We start from the raw sequence: 22,489 nt of genomic DNA, 5'->3' as shown, positions 1-22,489 counted from the left end.
GCTCCATGGCTCGTGCTCAAGGCGTATCGGTGCAACCCCTTGCCGATTCCCCCAACCGTTGGCGAGACCTGTTGGCCGGGCTGTCGATTGCCGGTTTGCTGTTGCCGGAGGCGGTGGCCTATTCCAGCATCGCCGCGGTTCCGCCCCAGGCCGGGGTCATTGCGTTGTTCGCCGGTTTGCTGTGTTACGCGTTGTTGGGCACTAGCCGCTTTGCAATTGTTTCGGCGACCTCGTCTTCGGCGGCGGTTCTGGCTGCTGCTACCGCCACATTGGCAAATGGCGATTCAGGTCTGCGCATGACGCTGGCGATCGGTCTTGTATTGGTCACCGGCGGATTCTTTGTGCTGGCCGGGTTGTTCAAACTCGGCAGCGTTACCTCTTTTATCGCCAAACCGGTACTGCGCGGCTTTGCCTTGGGGCTGGCGCTGACCATCATCCTCAAACAGTTCGCGAGCATCGTCGACGTGCACCTGAGCAACGGCAACCTGATTCGTTATGTCCCGCAACTGCTGGAGCAGTGGTCGCAATGGAATCGCGTTGGTTTGCTGGTTGCAGCTGTCGCGCTGCTGGTGTTGTGGCTGTGCGCGCGGTTGCGGCATGTACCAGGCGGTTTACTGGTGGTGGCGCTCGGCATCGCCGCTGGCCAGTGGCTGAACTTACCGGCTTATGGGGTGGATCTGATCGGGGTGATAGACCTGAGCCTTGAAGTGCCAAAGCTGCCAGTGTTGCCCTTTGCCGACTGGTTGCGCCTGGGGGAGTTGGCGTTTGCCATGGTGATGATCCTGTATGCCGAATCCTACGGATCGATTACCTCTTTTGCGCTCAAGCATAACGACCGGGTTTCGTCGAACCGCGACCTGCTGGCCCTGGGTGCGGCGAATCTGTTGTCTGGCTTGTTCCATGGCATGCCGGCGGGTGCCGGTTATTCCGCGACGTCGGCGAATGAGGCGGCGGGTGCCGGTTCACGGCTGTCCGGTGTGGTCGCGGCGGTGGTGGTGTTGCTGATTGTCCTCACGGTATTGCCCTACATTGCCTTGACGCCTGAGCCGGTACTGGCCGCCATCGTTATTTATGCCTTGGCGCGGGGGTTGAGCCTTCAGCCATTGGGCCGCTATTTCATCTGGCGTCGTGACCGTCTGCTGGTGATTTGTGCGGTGGCGGCGGTGCTGGTGTTGGGCGTGCTGGATGGTTTGCTCGTGGCGGTGGCGATCAGTGTGGTGCTGATGCTAAAGCAGATGTCGTCGGCGGATATTCAGGTGCTGGGGCAGATGGGCAGCAGTCATGATTATGTTGATGTGCAGCGTCATCCGGATGCCCATAAAATCCCTGGGGTGTTGATTGTGCGGCCCAGCGAGGCGCTGTTTTTCGCTAACGTGGAGCGTATTTTGGGTGGTGCGTTGCGTCTGGCGCGGCATGCGGAGCCGCCGGTGCATACGATTATTCTCAGTCTGGAGGAGTCGCCTGATCTGGATGGCACCAGTATCGAGGCGCTGGAGGTGTTCTTTTTGCAGGTGCGGGCGTTGGATATGTTGTTGATTCTGGCGCGGCTTAAGCATGAGGCGAAGGCGGTGCTGGCGATGTTGCCGACGCAGGAGCTGGAGCAGGTGTTTCTTAGTGGGTTGAGTGTTGATGATGCTGTGCAGCAGGCTCTCAAGCCGTCTAGCTGAGTTTGTCTGTGCGGGCGAGTCCATCCAGTTACGGCGAGCCCCTTCGGCAAATGCCGGAGTGCCGGCCCAGCCCAAAGGAAGCAAAGGTCTTTGCCCCGGCGTCCGGCCCCTCGCTCCGGCATTCATCTGGGGGCATCGCCTCCGGTCGGCTGCGTGCCTGCCCCCCAGATGAACGCCTCCACTCAGCCGTTCGAAGGGGCCATTAGCCTTAATACAACTTATGGCTCCAGTTATTATCAAGCATCGACACTTTATCTGTCGGGCTGGTCAGTAAATTATTGAGCGACTGGTCAAACTTTTGCAGTGCGCGAACTTGTACATTCTGTTGTTCGTTAATGTCCGCGACTATCTCTTCGCTGCGTTTGTAGTCCGCCCATACAGGGCTCAGTTCTTTGGCGTCATGCCCCTGTGCAGTGCCGATGTAATTAAAGTGGGCATCATAAAAATCGGCGCTGACATCAGCCTGTATGTCGGAACTGCGCGAGGTGATCAATTGACTGCGGCTGTCGATAATCGCCATCACGTCGGGTTTCGCCGCTTTGAGACTTTGCAGGTCCGGGTACACCGTGACTGAACCGAACTGACGCTGCAGGGACGCCTTGACCCAGTCCACGGCGAGATCGGGCTTGGAGGTTGCAACATAGGCATCGTGAATCGACTGCACCAGCAGGCTTTGACCGAAACCGGTGCCGGCATTGGCCTGGTAGTCCTGAAGGTAGGCCCGGTTGACCTGGGTATTTCGGCTGTAGATGACGCCCAGCGAAACATGGCTGCCGTTGGCAATGCGCGTGGCATTGCTGCGACCGACCGGTTGCATCAAGAGGCCGTCCAGCGAAGACACTGCCGTGGGTGCGGTGGGAATCGAGCAGCCGGTTAATACAACAGTCATTGTTAAGGTACTGGCAAGCGCAAGTTTCATGGTGTTTCTCCAGTGAAACAACTTGGGTTTAAGCATCTTAGTTACCGGAGATAATCTCGGTGACTCCAGACTAAACCTGTCGCGATTGATTGAAATAGCCAGCGCTCAACTTGTCGGTTGATCCCTAGTTTTATTTGGTTTAACAGTTTTCAGTTAATGCCGCGTGGAAATAAAGAGGCCCAAACATCAAGTTCGGGCCTGTTTATTTATGGTTGCACGTTCAGCCATCAGTTTTCCAAGGGGATCAACACTTTTTCGTCCGGGGACAGCACCATGAACACCAGCAACTTCGCAGGTTTGGTCTTGCTGGCATTTTTCGAGACCAGATGCTCCGAGCCTGCGGGTTCGTACCAGAACTCACCAGCCTTATAGGTAATTGCCTTTTCACCCTTCACTTGCGAGGTAATCGATCCCGAAAGCACGTAGGCCATGGCGGTACCTTCATGCTTGTGGGCGATAGAGGATTGTCCCGGTTTGTAGTCGACTTCGATCATCAATGCCTTTTTCCCCGGCACGTTCTGCAGCATTTGGTCCTGCAGGATCGTGACCTTTTCCGAAGGGTCATGGGCAAATGCCGAGGCGGATACGGTCAGGGCGAGGGCGGCGAGGGGGGCAGCCAGGAAACGCAAAGCTTTCATGGTTCTTTACCTGCGGTGGTTATCGTCAGGACCCACGATAGTCCCCGGGCCTGGGCAATCAAACAGCCAATATTCGGGAAGGTGAGGGGACCAATTCAGCCACTGGAAAGCAAAAGATCGCAGCCTCGTTTCACTCGACAGCTCCTACAGGAAGTCGCGCACTTCGTAGGGGCTGTCGAGTGAAGCGAGGCTGCGATCTTTTGATCTTGTTCTAGCGAATCGGAAAGCTGTTGAAGTCGACGGAGTTGGCCAGTTGGCTGTCGATCAGGCCAATGAAGCCTTGTACTTCAGGGCAGTTGAAATGCATCTGCATGGCCGCTTCCGATTGCCAGCGGGCGCTGACGTTCCAGCGGTTGCTGTCCTCGGGGCAGCGGTCGACCATATAGGATTCACAGCCCGGTTGCTGACGCAGGGTTTCGACAATCTTTTGCAGTTGCTTACCCAGTTCTTCCGAGCGGCCAGCGGCGGCCTTCACCCTTACGGTATTGATCACTTCGTTGGACATTGCTCACACTCCTGAATCAGGCCGGACGAATCCTGCTCATTGAGGGATAACGCCTATGCAGGATAGGCCTGCACCTGTGGACCGCCAAGAGCCAATCGCCGGATAAAGCCGCAGACCAATCGGTCAGGCAACCTGCTGCAAAATGTCGCGCAAACGGTCCAGGGCAGTGTCGATGTCCAGGGTCTCGATGGCGCCAAACCCGAGGAAAAATCCGGCTTCTGGCGCTTGCTGGTAGTAAAAGTTGTCGATCGCATAGAGCCCGACTTCGACCTTCTTGGCCAGCTCGATGACCAATGGAATATCGATAGGCACCTTGCACATCACCACCATGTGAAACCCGGCAGTGGTGGGCACCGGTGCAAGCCACGGTGAAAGATCACCGGCCATGCGCGTCAGGATCCGCTCGCGGCGCCCGGCATAGATCGTATGGCAGCGGCGGATGTGCTTGAGCAGGCAGCCTTCGGCGATGAATTTGGCCAGCGCCCATTGCGGCAGGGTCGAGGTGTGCAGGTCGGTGAGCTGCTTGGCGCGGATCACGGCGTCGAGAATCGCCGGTGGCAAAATCGCATAACCGAGTCGCAGTTCCGGCAGCATGGTTTTCGAAAACGTTCCGACGTAGGCGACGATGCCGCGCTCGTCCATGCTTTGCAGCGAATCGGTGGGCCGGCCTTCGTAGCGGAATTCGCTGTCGTAATCGTCCTCGATGACGATCGCGCCCAACTCGTACGCGCGCTCCAGCAGCGCTACCCGGCGCGCCTGACTCATGGGCATGCCCAACGGGAACTGGTGGGAGGGCGTGACGTAAATCAGCCGGGTACCCAGGGGAATCTTGTCGACTTGAATGCCTTCGGCATCCACCGGCACGCCGATCACCGTGGCGCCATGGGTGCCGAACAACAAGCGCGCCGGCGGATAACCGGGGTCTTCCATCGCGACGATGCTGCCTGGCCGGTTCAGTACCCGGGAAATCAGGTCCAGCGCCTGTTGCGCGCCGTTGCAGACCACCACGTCTTCGTCCTGGCAATTGACCCCGCGAGAAAACGCGATATGCCGGGCGATGGCGTTACGCAGCGCCGGCAGGCCTTCGGGCAGGCTGTAGAAACCCTTGGACGCCGTGATCTGGCGCAATGCATGGGAGGTGCAGCGGCGCCAATCGTCTTGGGGGAACTGCCCTTTGCTGGTGGCGCCGCCGATGAAGTCGTAGCGCAGCGAGCCTTCCAGGGTCGGATGCCGCAGAAACACCGGCAGGTTGCGCCAGGACTCGATCACTTCAAAACTTGCCAGCGCCGAATGGCTTTGCTTGGGCACAGGTTTCGCCGCCCGGGCGTTGACGTAGGTGCCTTTGCCAATCACGCCGGTCAGGAAGTTTTCATACGTCAGCTGCGCATAGGTGTCGGAAATGGTCTTGCGCGAAATGCCCAGTTGCTCGGCCAGCAAGCGACTGGGCGGCAATTGCGTGCCGGCTGCCAGGCGGCCCGATTCAATGGCGCTGCGCAGTTGGTTGTACAACTGGCCTGCCAGGTCCTTGCGGCCGTTGATGACAACATGAAGTTCCATACCGGCGAGGCTCCTGGGCGATTGAGGCGCGTGTGCGTCGCGCCAGATTACCCGCAAGGGTAGTCGCGCAGAAGTTGCGTGGGCGAAAAAGCGGCAATTGGTCTGCTGCCGGGCGGTCCACTGCTTTTTCGCGCAATTGGATCTGTAACGACCCGACGTCAGCGCCTACCGTGGAGGCAACCCTTCAATCCGAGAGGCTGCCCCATGAGTTCCCGCCTGGATTACTACAGCGCCTCGCCCAAGGCGATGAAAGCGATGATCGCCATGGAAGCCTTGACCAGCAACCTCAGCATCGAGCCGGCGCTGTTGCACCTGATCAAGATCCGCGCCTCGCAAATCAACGGCTGCGCCTTCTGCACCGACATGCACTCGGTGGATGCGCGGCGTCTGGGCGAGACCGACCGGCGCTTGTATTCGATCGTTGTGTGGCGCGACAGCGGCTTCTTCAACCCACGTGAACGGGCGGCGCTGGCCTGGACCGAAGCGGTGACGTTGCTGTCTGAAAGCCATGTGCCGGATGACGTGTATGCATTGGCCCGAGAGCAGTTCAGTGAACCCGAAATGGTCGACTTGACCATCGCCGTCACCACCATCAACAGCTGGAATCGCCTGGCGGTGAGCTTTCGGCAAACCCCCAGCGGCTGAATCGATTTTCCAGCGCGCTGTCACGTCAGGTTCATAAACGCTGCGCAGGATGAGGTTTTCAAGGACAGAAAGACAGGGAGTCATTGATGGTATTCATGCAATCCACCCACGCCGCCGGTATCGATCCGGTGCTTGCGCAATCCTTCCGGGTGAGCGCCCGTTGCGGTTGCTTCATGCAAGCGGCCCGCAGCCTCAATATCAAATCAACCCAGTTGCGCAAACACTTGGCGCAGCTTGAAGCGCAATTGCAGTGTTCGCTGTTCAATCATCAGGACGCTGGTTTGGCGTTGAGCCGTGAAGGGTTGCAGCTTCAGGCGCAATTGATCGCCCTGGCCCATGAGCACGACGTGCCGGTGATCGAACAACCGCTGACAAGACTGGCCGTGGCCGAATCGATCCTGCATGACATCCTTGGACGTGATCTGGTGGCGCTGTTGCGCCGCAACGCCAGCGTACGGCTGGACATCATTACCCTGGACAGTGAACTGGCGCTGCAAGCGATCAGTGCCGATGTGGTGTTGTGGCTGGCCGGCACTGATTCACCGCTGCCAGGCCCGAGTTTTGCCATCAGCGAACCCCAGCCACTGGCGTGCCTGGAGTATCTGCCGCACATCGCCAAACGCTATTCGCGGGTCGCCGCACGGCCGGACAGCCTCGATGACCTCGCCGATTTCATGTTGGTGCAATGGCAGCATGATCGGCAGGTCGAGAGTTTCCGTCCATGGAACAGCGTGGTGGATCAGCGCCTGGCCGGCGTGGTGCAGTTGCATTCTTATGAGCTGATGCTGGAGATGATCCGTTGCAGCGCTTGCATCGGCTTGTTGCCCCAGTACATGAGCCAGTTTGATCGTGGCTTGATCGCCTTGCCCGGGTTGTTCGAGCAGCCGATGCAGCGCCAGGTGTGGATGGCGGTCAATGCCGAATCCCGGCAGCGGGCTGACGTGCAGGTGATCGTGGAACTGATCCAAAACACCTTTAATGAGCGCCGGGAGTGGTTCCAAAGCTGACCGTGGTCAACTGTAGGAGTGAGCCTGCTCGCGATGGCGGTGTATCAGTCGGCATCTATTTTGAGTGTTAGTCCGCTATCGCGAGCAGGCTCACTCCTACAGGCTTAATGCTGTCCGCTTTTGGGATTGGGTACATATCCGTTTTTGGGGTAACGGCGGCTATTGGTTCCGCCCTGACGGCGGGTTACTTGGAGAAGCGCCAAGTAACCAAGCGCTAGCGCCCCTGACGTACGGTGCCTCGCCTAGGCTCGGCATGCCCTCACTCCGGTCCTGCTCCGTGGGCCCGCCGCCATCGGCCATCCATGGCCGGGGGCGGCTAACCCGGCATCCATGCCGGGTTGCCCACTGCGCAGAACCTGCGTTCGGCCTTCCGATGGGGCAGATCAAGATCAAGATCAAGATCAAAATCAAAAGCGGAAGGCGAGCTAACGCTCGACCTGATGAGTGGTGAGAAGCAACAGCGGTGCGCCGATCTGCTTTATTTGATCGTTCCCACGCTCCGCGTGGGAATGCATCCCGTGACGCTCCGCGTCACCCTTGCGCAAGACTCAAGCCTGGTGTCGACAGCGGAACGCAGAGCGTCCCCGGCGGCATTCCCACGCGGAGCATGGGAACGATCACGACGCGCAAGCGTTGAGCAAACAGGCCGGCCGGTAGGCCGCCTCGTTTTGCTTTGGCGGTACACGCCCCCTCGTGAGGCCGAGTGGAGGTTCTGCGCAGTGGGCAACCCGGCATGGATGCCGGGTTAGCCGCCCCCGGCCATGGATGGCCGATGGCGGCGGGCCCACGGAGCAGGACCGGAGCGAGGGCATGCCGAGCCTAGGCGAGGCACCGAACGTCAGGGGCAAAAGCGCTTTGGTTACTTTCGCGCTTTTCGAAAGTGACCCGCCGTCAGGGCGGAACCATAAGCCGCCGTAACCGCAGAAACGGATATGTACCCAACCCCAACCCCAACCCCAAAACCATCTTAAGTGAACAGCATTGCACTCCTACAGGGGGGGATGTCGCCATACCGAGAGATAGCGTTGTAGAGTGATCAGCCATGTCTGCATCAAGGATGAGTCACCCATGCCCGCCACCGATCCGGTCATCACCCTCGAACGCTTCAACGAATCCCACATCGACGGCGTCACCGCGCTCTACAACGACCCGGCCATCACCCGCCAGGTGTTGCAAATGCCGTTTCAATCCACCGAGGTCTGGCGCAAACGCCTTGCACCGGATAACGAACGCGTGGTGCAACTGGTGGCGCTGCATCAAGGCACGGTCATCGGCAACATTGGCCTTGAGCAGTTCTCGCGGATCCGACGCAGCCATGCCGGCAACCTCGGCATGGGCGTCGCGGTGGCATGGCAGGGCAAAGGCGTGGGCTCGAAACTGCTGGCGGCTGTGCTGGACATCGCCGACAACTGGATGAATCTTCGACGGGTCGAACTGTCCGTGTATGCCGACAACGAAGCGGCCATCGGGCTCTACCGCAAGTTCGGTTTCGAGACCGAAGGCCTGTTCCGTGACTACGCCGTGCGCGATGGCCGACTGGTCGACACCTTGAGCATGGCTCGCCTGCGTCGCACACCGGCCGATTAAGTCAGTCGCCCAACGCAAACGCCACCGCCGCCTGCGCATGCAGTTCGGTGGTGTCGAGCAGGGGCAGGGCGCTGTGCTCGGGTTTGATCAGCAGGCCGATTTCGGTGCAGCCGAGGATGATCGCCTGGGCGCCGCGTCCGGTCAGTGACTCGATGACCTCTTGATACACCTTGCGTGACGCCTCGCTGATCACGCCGACGCACAACTCCTCATAAATGATCCGATGCACGGCTTGGCGCTCTTCGGCTTCCGGCACCAGCACCGTCAGGCCTTTTGCGTTCAGCCGATCCTTGAGAAAGTCCTGTTCCATGGTAAACGCCGTGCCCAGCAACCCAACCGTCAGCGCCCCGGCATCGACCGCTGCCTGGCCGGCCGGATCGGCAATGTGCAAGAACGGAATGCTGATCGCGGCCTGAATCTGCCCGGCCACTTTGTGCATGGTGTTGGTACACAGCACCACGCACTCCGCGCCGCCAGCCTCCAAGCGCTGCGCCGCGTCGACCAGAATCGCTGCGGCATCGTCCCAGCGCCCGGCATGCTGAGCCTGTTCGACAGGCCCGAAGTCGACGCTGTACATTAGCAATCTCGCCGAACGCAACGGTCCGAGCCGGTCGCGTACCTGTTGATTGATCAGACGGTAATACTCGGCGCTGGACTCCCAGCTCATGCCGCCGATAAGGCCGATGGTGCGCATGGCGTGCTCCTGTTGATGGCTACCCTTTGCGAGAGAGTGTCCAGTGGATCCCGGTTTTGATCTATCAGGAAATTTCACATGCCTGACGTCATGAGCCAGCGATTGTTCGGTGGCAGTGTTTGCCTGCAACTCTTGCCCCGTGCCGCCTACATCGCGCGTGATGCGGCACAGTCACAAACCCTCGGGGTGACGCTGGAGCGTCAGCAAGGCGTGCACGCGATCGATTCCGACCGCCGGGTGGATTTTGATACCTGGCCGGGCGTCCTGGCCTATACACCAATCGGTGTCGAGGTGTTCTCAGAGTCCGCCAGCGGCGGTGAATACCTGCTGATGCGCCTCGACGAACCGTTTGCCAGTGAACATTTACCCGCCGTCACCCATCGCGTGCAGTCTTCAGGCAATCGCCGCGCGCTGACCCTCGCACGCGAAATGCGGCGGCTGTTGCTGGCAGCGCAACCTGACCATCTGGCGCTTGAGCAATGCGCCCTGGGTTTTATTGGCCTGACCCAGCCGACAATCGAAGCGCCAGACAAGGTTGCACCAGCATCCTTCGGCCGGGTCCTGGATCAGATCGCCGAGCAGTTTCACCAACCCCTGACGCTGGAACAACTGGCCGACACTTACGGACACAATGTGCTGCGTTTTCTGCGCGATTTCACCCAGACCATTGGCCTGACACCCCACGCCTACCTGGTTGAAGTGCGGCTTCAGGCGGCTCGCCGGATGATTGAGCATACCGACCTGAACTTGGCCAGCATCGCCCTGGATGCGGGGTTCGCCCATCAGTCCCACATGGGCAGCGCCTTTCGCAAATACCTGGCCATGACCCCCTGCCAATACCGTTCGCGCTTTTAGTCGTACGCCGCCAGCGCGCATCTGCCATGCTCAATGTCCGCAGCACTGCTTCAACCAAAGGAACACCGCGATGGACGACGTACAGCAACTGGGCGAGATGCTTCGCCACTACGCAGAAAGCGAAGCGCACAAGAAGCAACTGTTTGAGTCGCAATCGGCCGTGTGGGCGACGCGCATTGGTGAACTGTTCGATCAGATCCAGCTGTGGCTGGAACCGGTCCAGGCACCGAATCTGCTGGAAGTGAACCGCGAGGCGTATGTCGCGTCAGGGCCGAGCGTTCCGGTCGAGACGTCCACGTTCAAGACTGAAAAGCTGAGTATCGTGATTGCCGGCAAACCGGTGGAGTTCGTGCCGGACGTGATGGGCGTTGGTGGTCAGATTTCATTGGCGGTGATGGGCTTGACGGCGGCGCGCTATGGCAGCATTTCGCTGGTGTGCCTGCCACCATCGGCCAGTTGGCAGTGGCGCAAAACCAACGGCCTGAAAGACCCGGATACCTTTGCCTTCGATGCGAATTTCCTGGCGCAGCAACTGCAGAGCCTGATTCCCCGCGAACGCGGCTGAATCCTCTAGCCTGACCCTGTGGGAGAGAGCCTCCCACAGTGGATTTGTGGTGTCTCAGATTTCCAGATTTCCCCAGCCTGGTTTCAGCACTTCGGGCGCCACCGCTTTCACCGTTTTCCCCGTCGCCAACTCCACTCGCCGCGCCACCTCCGGATCATCGGCAAACGGCAGTAGGCTGGCATCCTCCAGGCTCTCGCTCGTCTGGTGCTTCAAGCAATACTCGATCGCCAGCCAAAACCCCACGACTCCCAACAGATTCAGCACCATCTCGGTCATCTCACACCTCACGCGATCTGCGCGTCACGTTCCGCCAAGGCCACGTCCGACACCCGCACGGTGCGCCACACGTTGTAAGCCATCAGCAACATCCCGCTGAGGAAGAACAGCCCACCGACAAAGCGCACCACGTACCCCGGATGGCTGGCCTGCAACGCTTCGACGAACGAATAAGTCAGCGTGCCGTCGTCGTTGATTGCCCGCCACATCAAGCCTTGGGTGATGCCGTTGACCCACATCGAGGCGATGTACAGCACGGTGCCGATGGTCGCCAGCCAGAAGTGCGCGTTGATCAGCGGCGTGCTGAACATCTGCGCTCGTCCGAAGACTTTCGGCACCATGTGGTAAATGGCGCCGAAGGTGATCATCGCCACCCAGCCGAGGGCGCCTGCGTGGACGTGGCCGATGGTCCAGTCGGTGTAGTGGGAGAGGGCGTTGACCGTCTTGATCGCCATCATCGGTCCTTCGAAGGTCGACATCCCATAGAACGCCAGGGACAACACCAGAAAGCGCAGGATCGGGTCGGTGCGCAACTTATGCCAGGCACCCGACAGGGTCATCATGCCGTTGATCATTCCGCCCCAGCTGGGTGCCAGCAGAATCAGCGACATCGCCATGCCCAACGATTGCGCCCAGTCCGGCAGCGCGGTGTAGTGCAAGTGGTGCGGACCGGCCCAGATGTACAGGGTAATCAGCGCCCAGAAATGCACGATCGACAACCGATAGGAATACACCGGCCGCCCGACCTGTTTGGGCACGAAGTAATACATCATCCCCAGGAACCCGGTGGTCAGGAAAAAGCCCACGGCGTTGTGCCCGTACCACCACTGCACCATGGCGTCAGTGGCCCCGGAATACACCGGGTAGGACTTGAACCAGTCCACCGGAATCGACAGGTGATTAACCACATGCAGCATGGCGATCACCACGATGAACGCGCCGAAGAACCAGTTGCCGACGTAAATGTGTTTGGTCTTGCGTTGCACCACGGAGGTGAAGAAGACGATGGCGTACGCGACCCAGACCACGGTCATCCACACCGCGCCGGAGAACTCGATCTCGGCGTATTCCTTGGTGGTGGTGTAGCCCAGCGGCAGGGTGATCAGCATTACCACAATCACCGATTGCCAGCCCCAAAACGTGAACGCGGCGAGTGCGTCGCTGTACAGCCGCACCTGACAGGTGCGCTGCACCGCGTAGTAGCTGGCGGCGAATTGCGCGCTGCCGGCAAAGCCGAAAATCACCAGGCTGGTGTGCAGCGGACGCAAGCGGCCGAAGGTGGTCCACGGCAGGTCGAGGTTCATCTCGGGCCACACCAGTTGCGAGGCGATCCACACACCCATCGCCATCCCCACGACACCCCAGACGATGGTTGCCACGACGAATTGGCGCACGACCTTGTAGTTGTAGGCCTGTGTAATTGTTGCTGTGCTCATGGTCAATGCTTCCACGGTTGCAAAGTCTTGCCAGGCCACCCGGACTGGCATGCCGTCAACTGTAGAAACCCTGCCGGAAACAAAACAGGCTCAGAAAAACCGAGTTTATGCGGATCAGATATGAGCCGCGCCTGCGGTCTTCTGACGCAGCCTGATACGGTTTTTTCGTGTTCAGGTGAATCTGTAACGCGCTGCGCCGTGGGTTCATAGTCACTGCCTCAAACGAGCCGAAGAGCCCGATCCGCCACCACAATCCCTGTGGGAGCGGGCTTGCCCGCGAAGGCGGCGGCACAGCCAACAGTGATGTCGCCTGAGACACCGCTTTCGCGGGCAAGCCCGCTCCCACAGGTTCCATGCCAGACCCTGATGAGGTAGCCACATGTATCAGTACGACGACTATGACCGGGCCCTGGTCTTCGAGCGGGTTGCGCAGTTTCGCGATCAGGTCGAACGCTTCATGGCCGGCGAGCTGAGCGAAGAAGAGTTCCTGCCATTGCGTTTGCAGAACGGCCTGTACATGCAGAAGCACGCCTACATGCTGCGCGTGGCGATTCCCTACGGCACGCTCAATGCCGGGCAGATGCGCACGCTGGCGAACATCGCCCGCGACTACGATCGCGGTTATGGCCACTTCACCACCCGGCAGAACATGCAGTTCAACTGGATCGAGCTGGCTCAGGTACCGGACATTCTAGAACGCCTGGCACAGGTCGAGATGCACGCGATCCAGACCTCTGGCAATTGCGTGCGCAACATCACCACAGAAGCCTTTGCCGGGGTGGCGGCGGACGAGCTGATGGACCCGCGTCCGCTGGCGGAAATCCTGCGCCAGTGGTCAACCATCAACCCGGAGTTCCTGTTCCTGCCGCGCAAGTTCAAGATCGCCATCTGCTCGGCGGAGCAGGACCGCGCGGCGATCATGATGCATGACATCGGCCTCTACCTTTATCGCGATGACCACGGGCAAATGCTGCTGCGGGTCATCGTGGGCGGCGGGTTGGGGCGCACGCCGATCCTTGGTTTGCAGATTCGCGAGGGTTTGCCGTGGCAGCATTTGCTGTCCTATGTCGAGGCGGTGCTGCGGGTCTACAACCGCCACGGCCGGCGCGACAACAAGTACAAGGCGCGGATCAAGATTCTGGTCAAAGCCTTGGGTATCGAAGCGTTCGCCAAAGAAGTTGAAGAGGAGTGGCAGTACCTCAAGGACGGTCCGGCGCAATTAACCGACGCCGAGTATGAGCGCGTCGCCAGTGCCTTCGTGGCTCCGGACTACCGATCGCTGTCTGATACCGACCTGGAATTCGGCACTCGCCTTGCCGACAACCCGGCGTTCGCCCGCTGGGTCTCTCGCAATGTGCAGCCGCACAAGGTCGCGGGTTACACCAGCGTGGTGCTGTCGACCAAACCGGGCATCGCCTCGCCGCCGGGAGACGTCACGACCGAGCAGATGCAAGCCGTGGCCGAATGGTCGGAGCAGTTCGGTTTCGGCGAGATTCGCATCGCCCACGAGCAGAACATCGTCCTGCCGGATGTGCCCAAGGCCGATCTCTACACGCTGTGGCGCCTGGCCTGCGAACAGGGGCTGGGCTGTGCCAACATCGGGTTGCTGACCGACATCATCGCGTGCCCCGGCGGAGATTTCTGCGCCTTGGCCAACGCCAAATCGATCCCGATTGCGCAAGCGATCCAGGCACGCTTCGACGATCTCGATTACCTCCATGACCTGGGTGATATCAGCCTGAACATCTCCGGCTGCATGAACGCCTGCGGCCACCACCACATCGGCAACATAGGCATCCTGGGCGTCGATAAAAACGGCAGCGAGTGGTACCAGATCACCCTCGGCGGCAGCCAGGGCAAAAACAGCGCGCTGGGCAAGGTCATTGGCCCGTCCTTCAGTGCTGCCGAAGTGCCCGAAGTCATCGAGCGCCTCATCGCCACATTTGTCACTTACCGCGAGAGCGAAGAACTGTTCGTCGACACCTTGCAGCGCATCGGTCTTGAGCCGTTCAAGGAACAGGTTTATCCCAAGCTGCTGGAGGTGCCGGCATGAATAATCTGCTGCGACTGGAAGACGGTGTGGCGCGGATTGTCGCTGACGATCCGTGGGTGCTGGTCCGGGAGCCGGAAGGTGAGTTGCCCGCCGGCCCATTGATTCTGCCGCTGACCCGCTGGCTGCAAAATCCTGGGCAACATGCGGTATGGCTCGGGCCGGACGATGAGGTGGAAAGCCTCAAGCCATGGTTTGAGCAACTGCCCTTGATCGCCCTGGACTTCCCGAGTTTTCGTGACGGTCGCGGCTACAGCCAGGCGTACCTGCTACGCACTCGCCTGGGCTGGAGCGGCGAATTGCGCGCGGTGGGCGATGTGCTGCGCGACCAACTCAGCCAATATGCGCCAATGCGGTTTCGACAGTTTTGCCGTGCGCGAGGACAAATCCGCTGAGGACGCGCTGAAGGGGCTGGCGGGGATGAGCGTGTTGTATGGGCGTTCGGTGATTGAGCCGAGGCCGTTGTTTCGGCGGCGATAAGCCTCACGATCTTTTGCTTGGGCCACTGATGGCATTTTGGTAGAGTCCGCGCCTCATCAGGGAGCTGGTAAAGAAAGGAGTCTGGTTTGAGCGTGGCCAAAAGGATTTTGGGGCTGATCGCGTTGTCGCTGATGCTGGCCTTGTGGGGCAGTTACGTTTACCTGTTTCAGGAAAATCGCGACGGGCAACTTGGGGGCGCATTTGACAGCAGCGCCTGGTGCGGCACGCCGCCGGCCAGCGATGCCGCAGCGCTGGGCAAGGATCGTTTGACGTTGCGCATCACCAATAATGTACATGGCGATTTCATGCTCTCGGGTGTCGTCATCGTCTCCGAGCGAACCTTTGATCGCTATGACCTGGGCCGCAATGAATTGCGCCTGCGCCTGGAACCTTTGCCTTGGTCTTATGGCGTCACGCCGGTGTTCCTCGAGCAGGTCCGGATCAAGCCGCTGAGCCGCAATCCGGCATCCCCCGACAAGAGCGCCTACGCCGAGCTTGAACCGCGCCCGATCGGGGTTCAGGGCAGGGCGACAGACTTTCCGTTCGACAGCTACCGCTATGGCTACAAACCGGTGCTGTATTACCTCAAGGGCAACGAGCGCATTGACCTGAAGTTCAAACACATCACCACCAGCATGGAGATGTCGAACACCTTTACGCCGATCCAGAAGTACAACCGCGCCGAGTACATCGGTGAGAAAAGTGTGTTGGTGCGCGAGGAAGACTACAAGCCCTACGCCGCCAATGAATGCGCGTTCAGCGTCGAGCGCAAGGGCTCGTTCAAGGTGATCGTCTGGCTGTTACTGCTGGTGATCTGCCTGCCATTGCTGCACGTGTTTTACCGGGACGAACCCGGTATCGACTTCCTGGCAACGTTGGTGGGCGTTGGGGCGATTCGGGTGTTTTTGCTGGGGCCGCCGAATGACTTCCAGCTGTACAAGATCGACTTTTTGTTAGCCGCAGCGATTTTGCTGGTGGGCACGGTGTCGTTGATCAAGGCGATGCGGGCCAATAGTCGGCGCGAGTTGGCGATGAAGAGTGGTTCGTCGTGGTGATTCATATCTGAAAGCGCGTCGGCGCCATCGCGGACAAGTCGGATCGCCCGCGATGAGGCCTTCGGATCAGTCGCAGATTATTTCAGCGCCGGGTCCCCCGTGTTCATTTTCTTCCAGTCCTGCAACAACACTTGCGCCTTCGGCTCCTGCCCGCTGTGCAGGTAGTACTGGATCAGCGCCAACCGCGCATTGCGATTAGCAGGCTGTATTTTCAGCAATCGTTCCAACTCGGCGCACGCTTCATCAACCTTGCCGCTGTCATGCAGCGCCACCGCCAGCACGTAACCGTACTGGCCGTTCTGCGGCTCCAGTTGCGCCGCTTTGCGCAAGGACGGCATGGCTTGGGCCGATTTCCCCGCACGTACAAGGGACAAGCCTTGGGTATGCTGCAAAAGGGCGGCGTCGGGGTGTTCCTTGAGGCTCTGCGCCAACAGCGTTTGCGCCTCTTGACCGCGTCCGTTGGCTTCCAGCCATTGCACCAGCGTGACGAGAGCCGGGTAGAAATCCGGATCACGCTTGAGCGCGTTACGCAGCAGCGCTTCCACTTCTCCACTGCGACCGCTGGCCTGATACAGCATCGCCAGATTGAGGTTGGCCTCGGCGCGTTCCAGCAGGCTTTTTTGCACAACCTCGTACTCGGCGATGGCCGCTTCCCAGTTCGCCTGGGCGCTGCCAAGACCGTTACGGGCGGCGCCAAGCAGATCCCGAGCCGCGCCAATGCGTACAGCCTTCACCGGATCTTTCAGCAACGGCGCCAGCAACGGCGCACGTTCCGGTGGCGGCAGCAACGCGCTGATCGCCCGAACCGCGCTCTCACGCACTTGCGGTGCGGAGTTGCCAAGGTCTTTGGTCGCCAGTTTCAACGCCTGTTCGCTCGGGTACAGCGCCAGTTCACTGAGCAGCGTCGCGCGCTGGATCGCGGGCAGATTGCTGCGCTGCAATTGCTCGTACAAGGCTTGCGCTGCGCCGGGCTGGCCGTTGCGGATCAACCACAGGCTTTCGTCATAACGTGGGGCGGTTGGAACCTGCGAGCTGCTGCTCCACAGCTTGAACTGCTCGGTGACCTTGTCGCCGGCCTTGCCCTGGTGACAGGTCAGGCAAGCGTCCGGTGTACCGAGTTTTTTCGCCCGCACCGGGTTGGGGATGCTGAAGCTGTGGTCATGCCGAAAGTCGTTACCCATGTAGAACTTGCCGGGCATGTGGCAATCCACGCATTGCGAGCCGGGCTGGCCCATGGTGTGGCGGGTGTGTTCGATGGAATCGTAGTTCTTGGCTTGCAACCCCTTGCCGTCGACACCGGCCACCGAGGTCTTGCCGGCGCTGTTGTGGCATTGCAGGCAAACGCCGTTGCCCGGCGCCTTGAGCTGGGTGCTGTGGGGATTGTGGCAGTTGCTGCAGCGCACGCCCTTGTCGAACATTTTGCTTTGAGCGAAGGAGCCGTGCTCGAACACCTCGTCCTTGATCTTGCCGTCCAGCGCGTACAGCTCGCGGGTCAAGGGGCTTGGCAGGTAATCGTCCATCAGGCGTTTGCCGACGGTGTAACCATCGTCCAGCGGCGCGCGACGGGAGTGGCAGCGGGCGCAGGTTTCGATTTCGACGGTGGCGTCCTTGTCCTTGAGGTCCACCGCAAAACCCGCGTGGATCAAGTCAGTCTTTTTCGCCGTCCATTCCAGGTGATTGGAGGCCGGGCCGTGGCACGCCTGACAGCCGACACCGAGGCTGTTCCATTGACTGTCAAAGGTGTTTTTGGCGGCATCGAAATTGCGCTTGTAACCGGTGGTATGGCATTCGACGCACATGAAGTTGGCGTTCTGGCTCGGTTTGCTCCAGTGCAGCGGATTCTTGAAATTCACGCCCTGGCCTGGATAAAGGTGAAACCAGCGATGTTTCTCGGTATCCCAGGCCACGCCCAGCGCTTGCAAGCGTCCGTCACCGACCTCGATCAAGTATTGCTGCAACGGCGCGATACCGAAGGTATAGGCGACCTTGAAGTCGGCATTCTTGCCGTCGATGCCCGGCGTGTTGACCCAGAACCCGTCGCCTTTGCGCAAGAAACGGCTGGTTTCGTTTTCTGCCTTGAACGTGACGTTATTGAAATCACCCAGCATCGTTTCGGCATTGGCCGGCTGCATCGCCAATTGGTGATGGGAGCCTTGCCAGTCTTTCGTCTGCTGGCTGTGGCAGCCTTGGCATTGTTGCTCGTCGACCATCTTCGCCGGCGCCAGGGCGACGGGTTGTGGCTTGGCCGGTTGAGCGGCCGGCGCGCTGACGGGCACGGGTTTGAGCGGCACTGGCGAACTGCTGAGCAGAAACCAGCCGATCGCCGCCACCGCCACCAGCAATAGGCCGATGGTGACGGGAAACAGATAACGATTGATCTGGGGTGTTGGCGAATCAGGGGTCGGCTGTGCTGCTTTATTTTTATGTGTCGGCATTGCGACGTCCGTAGTCCAGGTGCGTTTGCCCTCAGGCGCGCGTTCAAGCCTATTGCAGCTTTGTCGCAGGATCGGTGTCTGTCAAATGGCGGCTATGAGTGAAACTGCGGCGAACAATGAATATTGTGTGTTTTCAACAACTACTCCAGTGTCGATAGACCCAATCCTCAATACTCAGCCCGTCCCAGTCGGTTGTAATAGCTGATCAGCGAGTCATACGCTCGTGTCACCGCAAAAAAGTCATCACTCAATCGCTGTGGTTCAGCCTTGTTCTGCCAGTCCTGGTGCAGAGCATTCAAGGCATCCAGATACGTCTGCGTCGGCCTGGCAATGTGCGACCAGAGATGACTGGGGACTTCGTTACGTTTTTGCGTTTCCGGCAACTGAGATTGGTTGAACTGCTGGCGATAATCCCAGGCCAGTTGCAGTTCAGCAGTGGTTTTGGCGAGGGCCTGTGGTGTCAGGGTTCGATTTTTCACGCCCTCGGTGACCAGGTTCAGGGTGTCTCTGGCCTGGATCATGTAAGCCAGCAAATACCAGTGAATGTCCTTGCCCAGACGCGCTTCGATCAGATTGAGTTGCGCACGTCGCTGTTCAAGGTCCAGCGCTTCGACATGTTGTCTGAGCAGCGTCGACGCCGTGAGGTAGTCCTCGGCCTTGGGTCTGAACTGGTCGGCGAACACAGGCTGCACCTCGGTGATGACTGTCGAAAAGCGCGCCTGCCGGTAAAACGTGATTTGCTGCGTCAGTGGCATCACTTGCTCCAATGCCTGCGCGTAGGCATCGGCTTTTAACCCCAACGGTGGGTCGTACTCGAGCAGCTTGAGTTTTTCGCTGATTTTGGGCGAGCAGATATCCCTTTGAAGGTAGGACGCATCACTGGCACCGTTGTCGTCGAAGTCATGCAGGCTACTAAGCCAGTCACGTACCGGTTGCTCAGATTGCTTCGGCGATTTGTACAGTTCGTATGCCACTCGCCAATGCACGTCGACACGATTGATGCAGTCGATCACCGGGCTTAGCGCATTAGCTTGAGCGGTGAGCGGCGCGTCGTGTTTATCCAGCCACAAGTCGATGCGGGCGACGAACTTTGAGGAGCCGGCCAGCCCCATCAAGATAAACATCACGACGGTGGCTATAGGGAACAGCCATTTCGGGTTCATGGCTGTTTCTCCTGGCCGTACCACTGCTCAACGGTGGCCGGTGCGTTGCATTCGCTGGCGGTAACCGGCATGCGGCTGCACAAGCGTTCGGTCCACTGTTGCAGGCCCTGGTTGCGATTGACCGTGCCTTGGCTTGAGATCACTTTGAACACGCCGAGTACTAAAACCAGGACCAATATGCCCGCGCCCATCAAGCAGCGTTTGAACAAGGGGCTGGCGTGCTGCCAGGAAACGAGCGGCTTGAGCTCTCGCCGGCGTATCAGCCCGACGGTTGCCAGCGTGGTCACGTAAACGAGGCTGCCAACCACGCCATAAACGTTGCCGATGCCTGCTGTCATGACTGCACAGGGAATCAGGTCGCGAAGCACGCCAAACGGCAGCGGCGCGCGCCAGGGCGAAAGGCGCGCACTCAATCGATCGTCCAGCAGCCAGAAGCGATAGGCGACTTGATCCGTCAGCCAGTTGAGCACCCAGCCGCCAGCGGCGAATATCATCGACCAGAACACCGTGACCCCGATCAATGCGCCCAGCCGCGTGCCCAACGGCGCAAATTGGATAAAGGAGCCGACCAGGCAGGCGAGGACAATGCCCAGGTACATCGGCCAACTGTTGTAGACGTATTCCCAGTCTCGCCAGAAGAACGGCGTGCCGCCGGGCAGATTGGCGCAGATATCAGGATGATTGGCGTGCAACGCAGAACTCAGCTTGCGGCATTGCACCCAGTCTTCGTCGCGCAAGCGTCGGGCCAGGGCACGGCGCTGAGTGAACGTCAGCGGTGCCAATAACAGGCGTGCGGCGCGATGCTGCGGCGTGGCGGCGGGTTCTGCAGCCAGGCACTGGTGCCAGGCCAGAAAGATCGGTGCTTCACGACGCTCGGCGATACGCTGAAGCTGTTGCTGCAACTGTTCGATCAGGACTTCATCCAGTTCCAGCCGCTGTTGAAAGCTGAACCAGTGAAAGGTCTCGACCGCCCACTCGATCAGGTCTTCGCAGGTGTCAGCGTGCTCGACGCAATGCCTTAGCAACGCATCTTCCAAGACATCGACGGCGCCATGTTCTACGGCGGTGGCATACCGTTGTTCGAGCTCGGCACGGCTGACGTTGTGCAATGGGCGCGTGACCACCTGCAGTGCATCAACCTCGACCACTGACAGGCCACTCAGGTCCCACGATTCCTCAACGCTGGAGTCTTCCTCGCTCAAGCGCTCCCATTCCTTGATGTTCAGCGCTTGTTCGTAGGCCTCACGCAGACGCTGAAAACCTTCCGGGTCTTCGTCTGGACGCGTCTGTTTGAGCAATGCCGCGTATTGGCGTTTGATTTGGCGCGTATCGGCGTCGGCCGACAGCCCAAGGACGGTCCAGCAACTCATTGCGTGTGCAACTCCATGAAAACCTGCGACGCGGCAACATCCCTGTAAATGGGGCGTAGTGGCAATTTGATTTTGCGCACACTACCTGTTTCGCGTCGAAAAGTCCTCGGGGCTCACCTTCAATCATTTAAAAACCAGCGTTCACAAGGCTTGGCCATGACTGGCTGCGCCTACTGTTCTTGTTTGACGAGTATCAGCGGCGGAATTTTCCACTGGCCACTGCTCACTTCCGGTTTTGGCAGGTACAGGCGCAAGACACCGTAGAACGGACCATTGGGTGCCGGCAGCCAATTGCTTTGCAGGTCGTTGGCCGGTGCCTTGTTCTGCAGGTACAGCGTCAGACCGCCGTCGGCGTCGCGCTTGAGATCGGGCAACATTCGCGAGTTGATCAGGTAGCGATTCAGCGGATTGGCCACCAGCAGCTTGTTCTTGCCGTCGTACATCGTCAGCGACCAGAACGCGTCGGTCGGGGGCAGGGCGCCCTTGTCGAAATGCAGGGTGTAATCGTGTTTCGAAGCGTCGACCGGTTGGTCGTCCTTGTCGACGAAATAACCGATGTAATCCGCCTCTTCGGCGGAGTTGCCGAAAATCCCCAGGTTGGCGCCGGCGTAGCGGTACAGGTAATTGCCGTTGAGGTGATCGCGGCTGCCGAAGAAGTCGCCGCTGCTGACCTGATGGGTATCGACCTTGTCTTTTTTGAATCGGGCGAATTCGGCCTTGGCATCGCTGATGCCGTCTTCCAGGGCCTGGCGCTGTTCAGCGGTGTAGTTGTGCAACTTGAAAGGCTTGCCGGCTTCGATGCCGATTTTCTTGAAGCGCGCGAGCAAGTCCTTCTCGGCGTCCTGCGCCGGGGCGAAAGCCAGCATGAAGTTCAGATAGCGGAACAGATCTGGAGTGTCGCTCATGGTCGGCGTCGGTTTCGGCCAGGCGATCTTCGGTGCCGACGGCGGGGCCTTATGTTTGACGTAGTGGCTGAGCGTCTCGATTTTGTAGCCCTTCTGGATCTGCTTGACCTTGGCCAGGTCCTTGTCATCGAACAGCTGCGTGCGATACAGGGCATAGGCGATGTTGGTTTCGCTGCGTAGCAAGCGGTCCATGTTCACCGGTTGCTGACCTTGCCAGTTGGGGCCGGCGATCATGAAATGGCCGCCGTTGTTGCCTGTGCTGCGCGTACCCAGATAAGCAAAGTTCTGCGTATGGGCGTCGATCAGCTGCACCGAGTAGTAACGGTTTTCGTCGACTTTCGGCAGGGTCAGCACCAGCGGTTCGGCGCGCAGGTCCATCCAGATGAACGAGTAGGGAGTGTCTGCGTTTGGCGTGACAAACGCGGTGTCCTGGGCGGTGAACGCCTTGGTAGTGTTGCCGATCTTGTTTAACGGCGCCTTGAAGTTCGAACTTTTCTTGTCCACGGCCTGGGTGTACAGGGTCTTGTACATCTCCACCACCGGGAAGCCGTACAGATAGGCTTCCTTGGCGATGCCCCGGGCTTCTTCGGGTGTGGCGGTGAAGTCGGCCCAGACGCTGGTGCTCAGGGTGAGCGAGAGTGCAGTGAGCAACAGGCGTTTATTCATAGAACATCCTTACT

At 59.5% G+C, this 22,489-nt stretch carries 19 protein-coding genes and 1 pseudogene; 9 read left to right on the top strand and 11 right to left on the bottom strand.

Features of this window, described 5'->3' with window-relative positions:
• Window positions 1–5: 5 nt before the first annotated feature.
• Window positions 6–1,667: a SulP family inorganic anion transporter gene (locus tag BLQ41_RS22835; RefSeq protein ID WP_090184701.1), complete on the top strand. Its 1,662-nt coding sequence runs from the start codon at window positions 6–8 to the stop codon at window positions 1,665–1,667.
• Window positions 1,668–1,875: 208 nt separating this feature from the next.
• On the opposite strand, the gene BLQ41_RS22830 is transcribed toward BLQ41_RS22835, so the two are convergent.
• The 4 genes from BLQ41_RS22830 to pdxR form a co-directional block, all read right to left on the bottom strand.
• Window positions 1,876–2,586: an ATPase gene (locus tag BLQ41_RS22830; protein ID WP_090184698.1), complete on the bottom strand. Its 711-nt coding sequence runs from the start codon at window positions 2,584–2,586 to the stop codon at window positions 1,876–1,878.
• A 227-nt stretch (window positions 2,587–2,813) separates the two neighbouring features.
• Window positions 2,814–3,224, bottom strand: a complete 411-nt coding sequence (locus BLQ41_RS22825) for a cupin domain-containing protein (protein ID WP_090184695.1) — start codon at window positions 3,222–3,224, stop codon at window positions 2,814–2,816.
• Between the two features lie 211 nt (window positions 3,225–3,435).
• Window positions 3,436–3,729 carry a putative quinol monooxygenase gene (locus BLQ41_RS22820; RefSeq protein WP_090184692.1) on the bottom strand — a complete coding sequence of 98 codons (294 nt, stop codon included), beginning with the start codon at window positions 3,727–3,729 and terminating at the stop codon, window positions 3,436–3,438.
• 123 nt (window positions 3,730–3,852) lie between these two features.
• Window positions 3,853–5,286 (bottom strand): MocR-like pyridoxine biosynthesis transcription factor PdxR, encoded by a 1,434-nt coding sequence (gene pdxR / locus BLQ41_RS22815; RefSeq protein WP_090184690.1) that lies wholly within the window; start codon window positions 5,284–5,286, stop codon window positions 3,853–3,855.
• 204 nt (window positions 5,287–5,490) lie between these two features.
• Between pdxR and BLQ41_RS22810 the strand changes: the two genes are divergently transcribed.
• From BLQ41_RS22810 to BLQ41_RS22800, 3 genes are all read left to right on the top strand, one after another.
• The gene (locus BLQ41_RS22810) at window positions 5,491–5,931 is read left to right on the top strand and encodes a carboxymuconolactone decarboxylase family protein (RefSeq protein WP_090184687.1); all 441 of its coding nucleotides are present in this window, start codon (window positions 5,491–5,493) and stop codon (window positions 5,929–5,931) included.
• Between the two features lie 86 nt (window positions 5,932–6,017).
• On the top strand, window positions 6,018–6,938 hold the full coding sequence (locus BLQ41_RS22805; protein ID WP_090184685.1) for a LysR family transcriptional regulator: 921 nt from the start codon (window positions 6,018–6,020) through the stop codon (window positions 6,936–6,938).
• 1,068 nt (window positions 6,939–8,006) lie between these two features.
• Window positions 8,007–8,525, top strand: a complete 519-nt coding sequence (locus BLQ41_RS22800) for a GNAT family N-acetyltransferase (protein ID WP_090184682.1) — start codon at window positions 8,007–8,009, stop codon at window positions 8,523–8,525.
• A 1-nt stretch (window position 8,526) separates the two neighbouring features.
• Here BLQ41_RS22800 and BLQ41_RS22795 read toward each other — a convergent pair whose 3' ends face one another.
• Entirely contained in the window at window positions 8,527–9,219 is a 693-nt protein-coding gene (locus BLQ41_RS22795; protein WP_090184679.1) for an aspartate/glutamate racemase family protein, read from the bottom strand.
• A gap of 78 nt (window positions 9,220–9,297) precedes the next feature.
• On the opposite strand from BLQ41_RS22795, the gene BLQ41_RS22790 reads away from it, so the two are divergent.
• Window positions 9,298–10,074 (top strand): helix-turn-helix domain-containing protein, encoded by a 777-nt coding sequence (locus BLQ41_RS22790; protein WP_090184676.1) that lies wholly within the window; start codon window positions 9,298–9,300, stop codon window positions 10,072–10,074.
• Window positions 10,075–10,144: 70 nt separating this feature from the next.
• Entirely contained in the window at window positions 10,145–10,639 is a 495-nt protein-coding gene (locus tag BLQ41_RS22785) for a hypothetical protein (RefSeq protein ID WP_090184673.1), read from the top strand.
• 54 nt (window positions 10,640–10,693) lie between these two features.
• On the opposite strand, the gene BLQ41_RS22780 is transcribed toward BLQ41_RS22785, so the two are convergent.
• Together BLQ41_RS22780 and ccoN are read right to left on the bottom strand one after the other, a co-directional pair.
• On the bottom strand, window positions 10,694–10,915 hold the full coding sequence (locus BLQ41_RS22780) for a CcoQ/FixQ family Cbb3-type cytochrome c oxidase assembly chaperone (protein ID WP_090184671.1): 222 nt from the start codon (window positions 10,913–10,915) through the stop codon (window positions 10,694–10,696).
• Between the two features lie 8 nt (window positions 10,916–10,923).
• Window positions 10,924–12,351: a cytochrome-c oxidase, cbb3-type subunit I gene (gene ccoN, locus BLQ41_RS22775; RefSeq protein ID WP_090184668.1), complete on the bottom strand. Its 1,428-nt coding sequence runs from the start codon at window positions 12,349–12,351 to the stop codon at window positions 10,924–10,926.
• A gap of 379 nt (window positions 12,352–12,730) precedes the next feature.
• On the opposite strand from ccoN, the gene BLQ41_RS22765 reads away from it, so the two are divergent.
• From BLQ41_RS22765 to BLQ41_RS22755, 3 genes and pseudogenes are all read left to right on the top strand, one after another.
• Window positions 12,731–14,404 (top strand): nitrite/sulfite reductase, encoded by a 1,674-nt coding sequence (locus BLQ41_RS22765; RefSeq protein ID WP_090184665.1) that lies wholly within the window; start codon window positions 12,731–12,733, stop codon window positions 14,402–14,404.
• A pseudogene (locus tag BLQ41_RS22760) lies at window positions 14,401–14,881 on the top strand (DUF934 domain-containing protein). The gene BLQ41_RS22765 and the pseudogene BLQ41_RS22760 overlap by 4 nt, the downstream one beginning before the upstream one ends.
• Window positions 14,882–14,967: 86 nt before the next feature.
• Entirely contained in the window at window positions 14,968–15,936 is a 969-nt protein-coding gene (locus BLQ41_RS22755; RefSeq protein ID WP_090184663.1) for a hypothetical protein, read from the top strand.
• Window positions 15,937–16,013: 77 nt separating this feature from the next.
• Here the strand turns inward: BLQ41_RS22755 and BLQ41_RS22750 are convergent, their stop codons facing one another.
• From BLQ41_RS22750 to BLQ41_RS22735, 4 genes are all read right to left on the bottom strand, one after another.
• The gene (locus tag BLQ41_RS22750) at window positions 16,014–18,371 is read right to left on the bottom strand and encodes a tetratricopeptide repeat protein (RefSeq protein WP_090184660.1); all 2,358 of its coding nucleotides are present in this window, start codon (window positions 18,369–18,371) and stop codon (window positions 16,014–16,016) included.
• Window positions 18,372–18,538: 167 nt separating this feature from the next.
• Window positions 18,539–19,534, bottom strand: a complete 996-nt coding sequence (locus tag BLQ41_RS22745; protein ID WP_090184656.1) for a DUF3829 domain-containing protein — start codon at window positions 19,532–19,534, stop codon at window positions 18,539–18,541.
• On the bottom strand, window positions 19,531–20,904 hold the full coding sequence (locus tag BLQ41_RS22740) for a J domain-containing protein (RefSeq protein ID WP_090184654.1): 1,374 nt from the start codon (window positions 20,902–20,904) through the stop codon (window positions 19,531–19,533). Before BLQ41_RS22740 ends, BLQ41_RS22745 begins: the two co-directional genes overlap by 4 nt.
• A gap of 170 nt (window positions 20,905–21,074) precedes the next feature.
• Window positions 21,075–22,475 (bottom strand): DUF1254 domain-containing protein, encoded by a 1,401-nt coding sequence (locus BLQ41_RS22735; protein ID WP_090184651.1) that lies wholly within the window; start codon window positions 22,473–22,475, stop codon window positions 21,075–21,077.
• Window positions 22,476–22,489 lie beyond the last annotated feature (14 nt).

This window comes from Pseudomonas arsenicoxydans (genome assembly GCF_900103875.1).
Taxonomy (GTDB): domain Bacteria; phylum Pseudomonadota; class Gammaproteobacteria; order Pseudomonadales; family Pseudomonadaceae; genus Aquipseudomonas; species Aquipseudomonas arsenicoxydans.
This window is presented reverse-complemented; position numbering and strand designations above follow the sequence as displayed.

What these genes read in the sequence shown, in the direction of transcription:
- BLQ41_RS22835 (WP_090184701.1), top strand. Translation starts at nt 6, where the DNA reads ATGGCTCGTGCTCAAGGCGTATCGGTGCAACCCCTTGCCGATTCCCCC.
- BLQ41_RS22830 (WP_090184698.1), bottom strand. Translation starts at nt 2,586, where the DNA reads ATGAAACTTGCGCTTGCCAGTACCTTAACAATGACTGTTGTATTAACC.
- BLQ41_RS22825 (WP_090184695.1), bottom strand. Translation starts at nt 3,224, where the DNA reads ATGAAAGCTTTGCGTTTCCTGGCTGCCCCCCTCGCCGCCCTCGCCCTG.
- BLQ41_RS22820 (WP_090184692.1), bottom strand. Translation starts at nt 3,729, where the DNA reads ATGTCCAACGAAGTGATCAATACCGTAAGGGTGAAGGCCGCCGCTGGC.
- pdxR (WP_090184690.1), bottom strand. Translation starts at nt 5,286, where the DNA reads ATGGAACTTCATGTTGTCATCAACGGCCGCAAGGACCTGGCAGGCCAG.
- BLQ41_RS22810 (WP_090184687.1), top strand. Translation starts at nt 5,491, where the DNA reads ATGAGTTCCCGCCTGGATTACTACAGCGCCTCGCCCAAGGCGATGAAA.
- BLQ41_RS22805 (WP_090184685.1), top strand. Translation starts at nt 6,018, where the DNA reads ATGGTATTCATGCAATCCACCCACGCCGCCGGTATCGATCCGGTGCTT.
- BLQ41_RS22800 (WP_090184682.1), top strand. Translation starts at nt 8,007, where the DNA reads ATGCCCGCCACCGATCCGGTCATCACCCTCGAACGCTTCAACGAATCC.
- BLQ41_RS22795 (WP_090184679.1), bottom strand. Translation starts at nt 9,219, where the DNA reads ATGCGCACCATCGGCCTTATCGGCGGCATGAGCTGGGAGTCCAGCGCC.
- BLQ41_RS22790 (WP_090184676.1), top strand. Translation starts at nt 9,298, where the DNA reads ATGCCTGACGTCATGAGCCAGCGATTGTTCGGTGGCAGTGTTTGCCTG.
- BLQ41_RS22785 (WP_090184673.1), top strand. Translation starts at nt 10,145, where the DNA reads ATGGACGACGTACAGCAACTGGGCGAGATGCTTCGCCACTACGCAGAA.
- BLQ41_RS22780 (WP_090184671.1), bottom strand. Translation starts at nt 10,915, where the DNA reads ATGACCGAGATGGTGCTGAATCTGTTGGGAGTCGTGGGGTTTTGGCTG.
- ccoN (WP_090184668.1), bottom strand. Translation starts at nt 12,351, where the DNA reads ATGAGCACAGCAACAATTACACAGGCCTACAACTACAAGGTCGTGCGC.
- BLQ41_RS22765 (WP_090184665.1), top strand. Translation starts at nt 12,731, where the DNA reads ATGTATCAGTACGACGACTATGACCGGGCCCTGGTCTTCGAGCGGGTT.
- BLQ41_RS22750 (WP_090184660.1), bottom strand. Translation starts at nt 18,371, where the DNA reads ATGCCGACACATAAAAATAAAGCAGCACAGCCGACCCCTGATTCGCCA.
- BLQ41_RS22745 (WP_090184656.1), bottom strand. Translation starts at nt 19,534, where the DNA reads ATGAACCCGAAATGGCTGTTCCCTATAGCCACCGTCGTGATGTTTATC.
- BLQ41_RS22740 (WP_090184654.1), bottom strand. Translation starts at nt 20,904, where the DNA reads ATGAGTTGCTGGACCGTCCTTGGGCTGTCGGCCGACGCCGATACGCGC.
- BLQ41_RS22735 (WP_090184651.1), bottom strand. Translation starts at nt 22,475, where the DNA reads ATGAATAAACGCCTGTTGCTCACTGCACTCTCGCTCACCCTGAGCACC.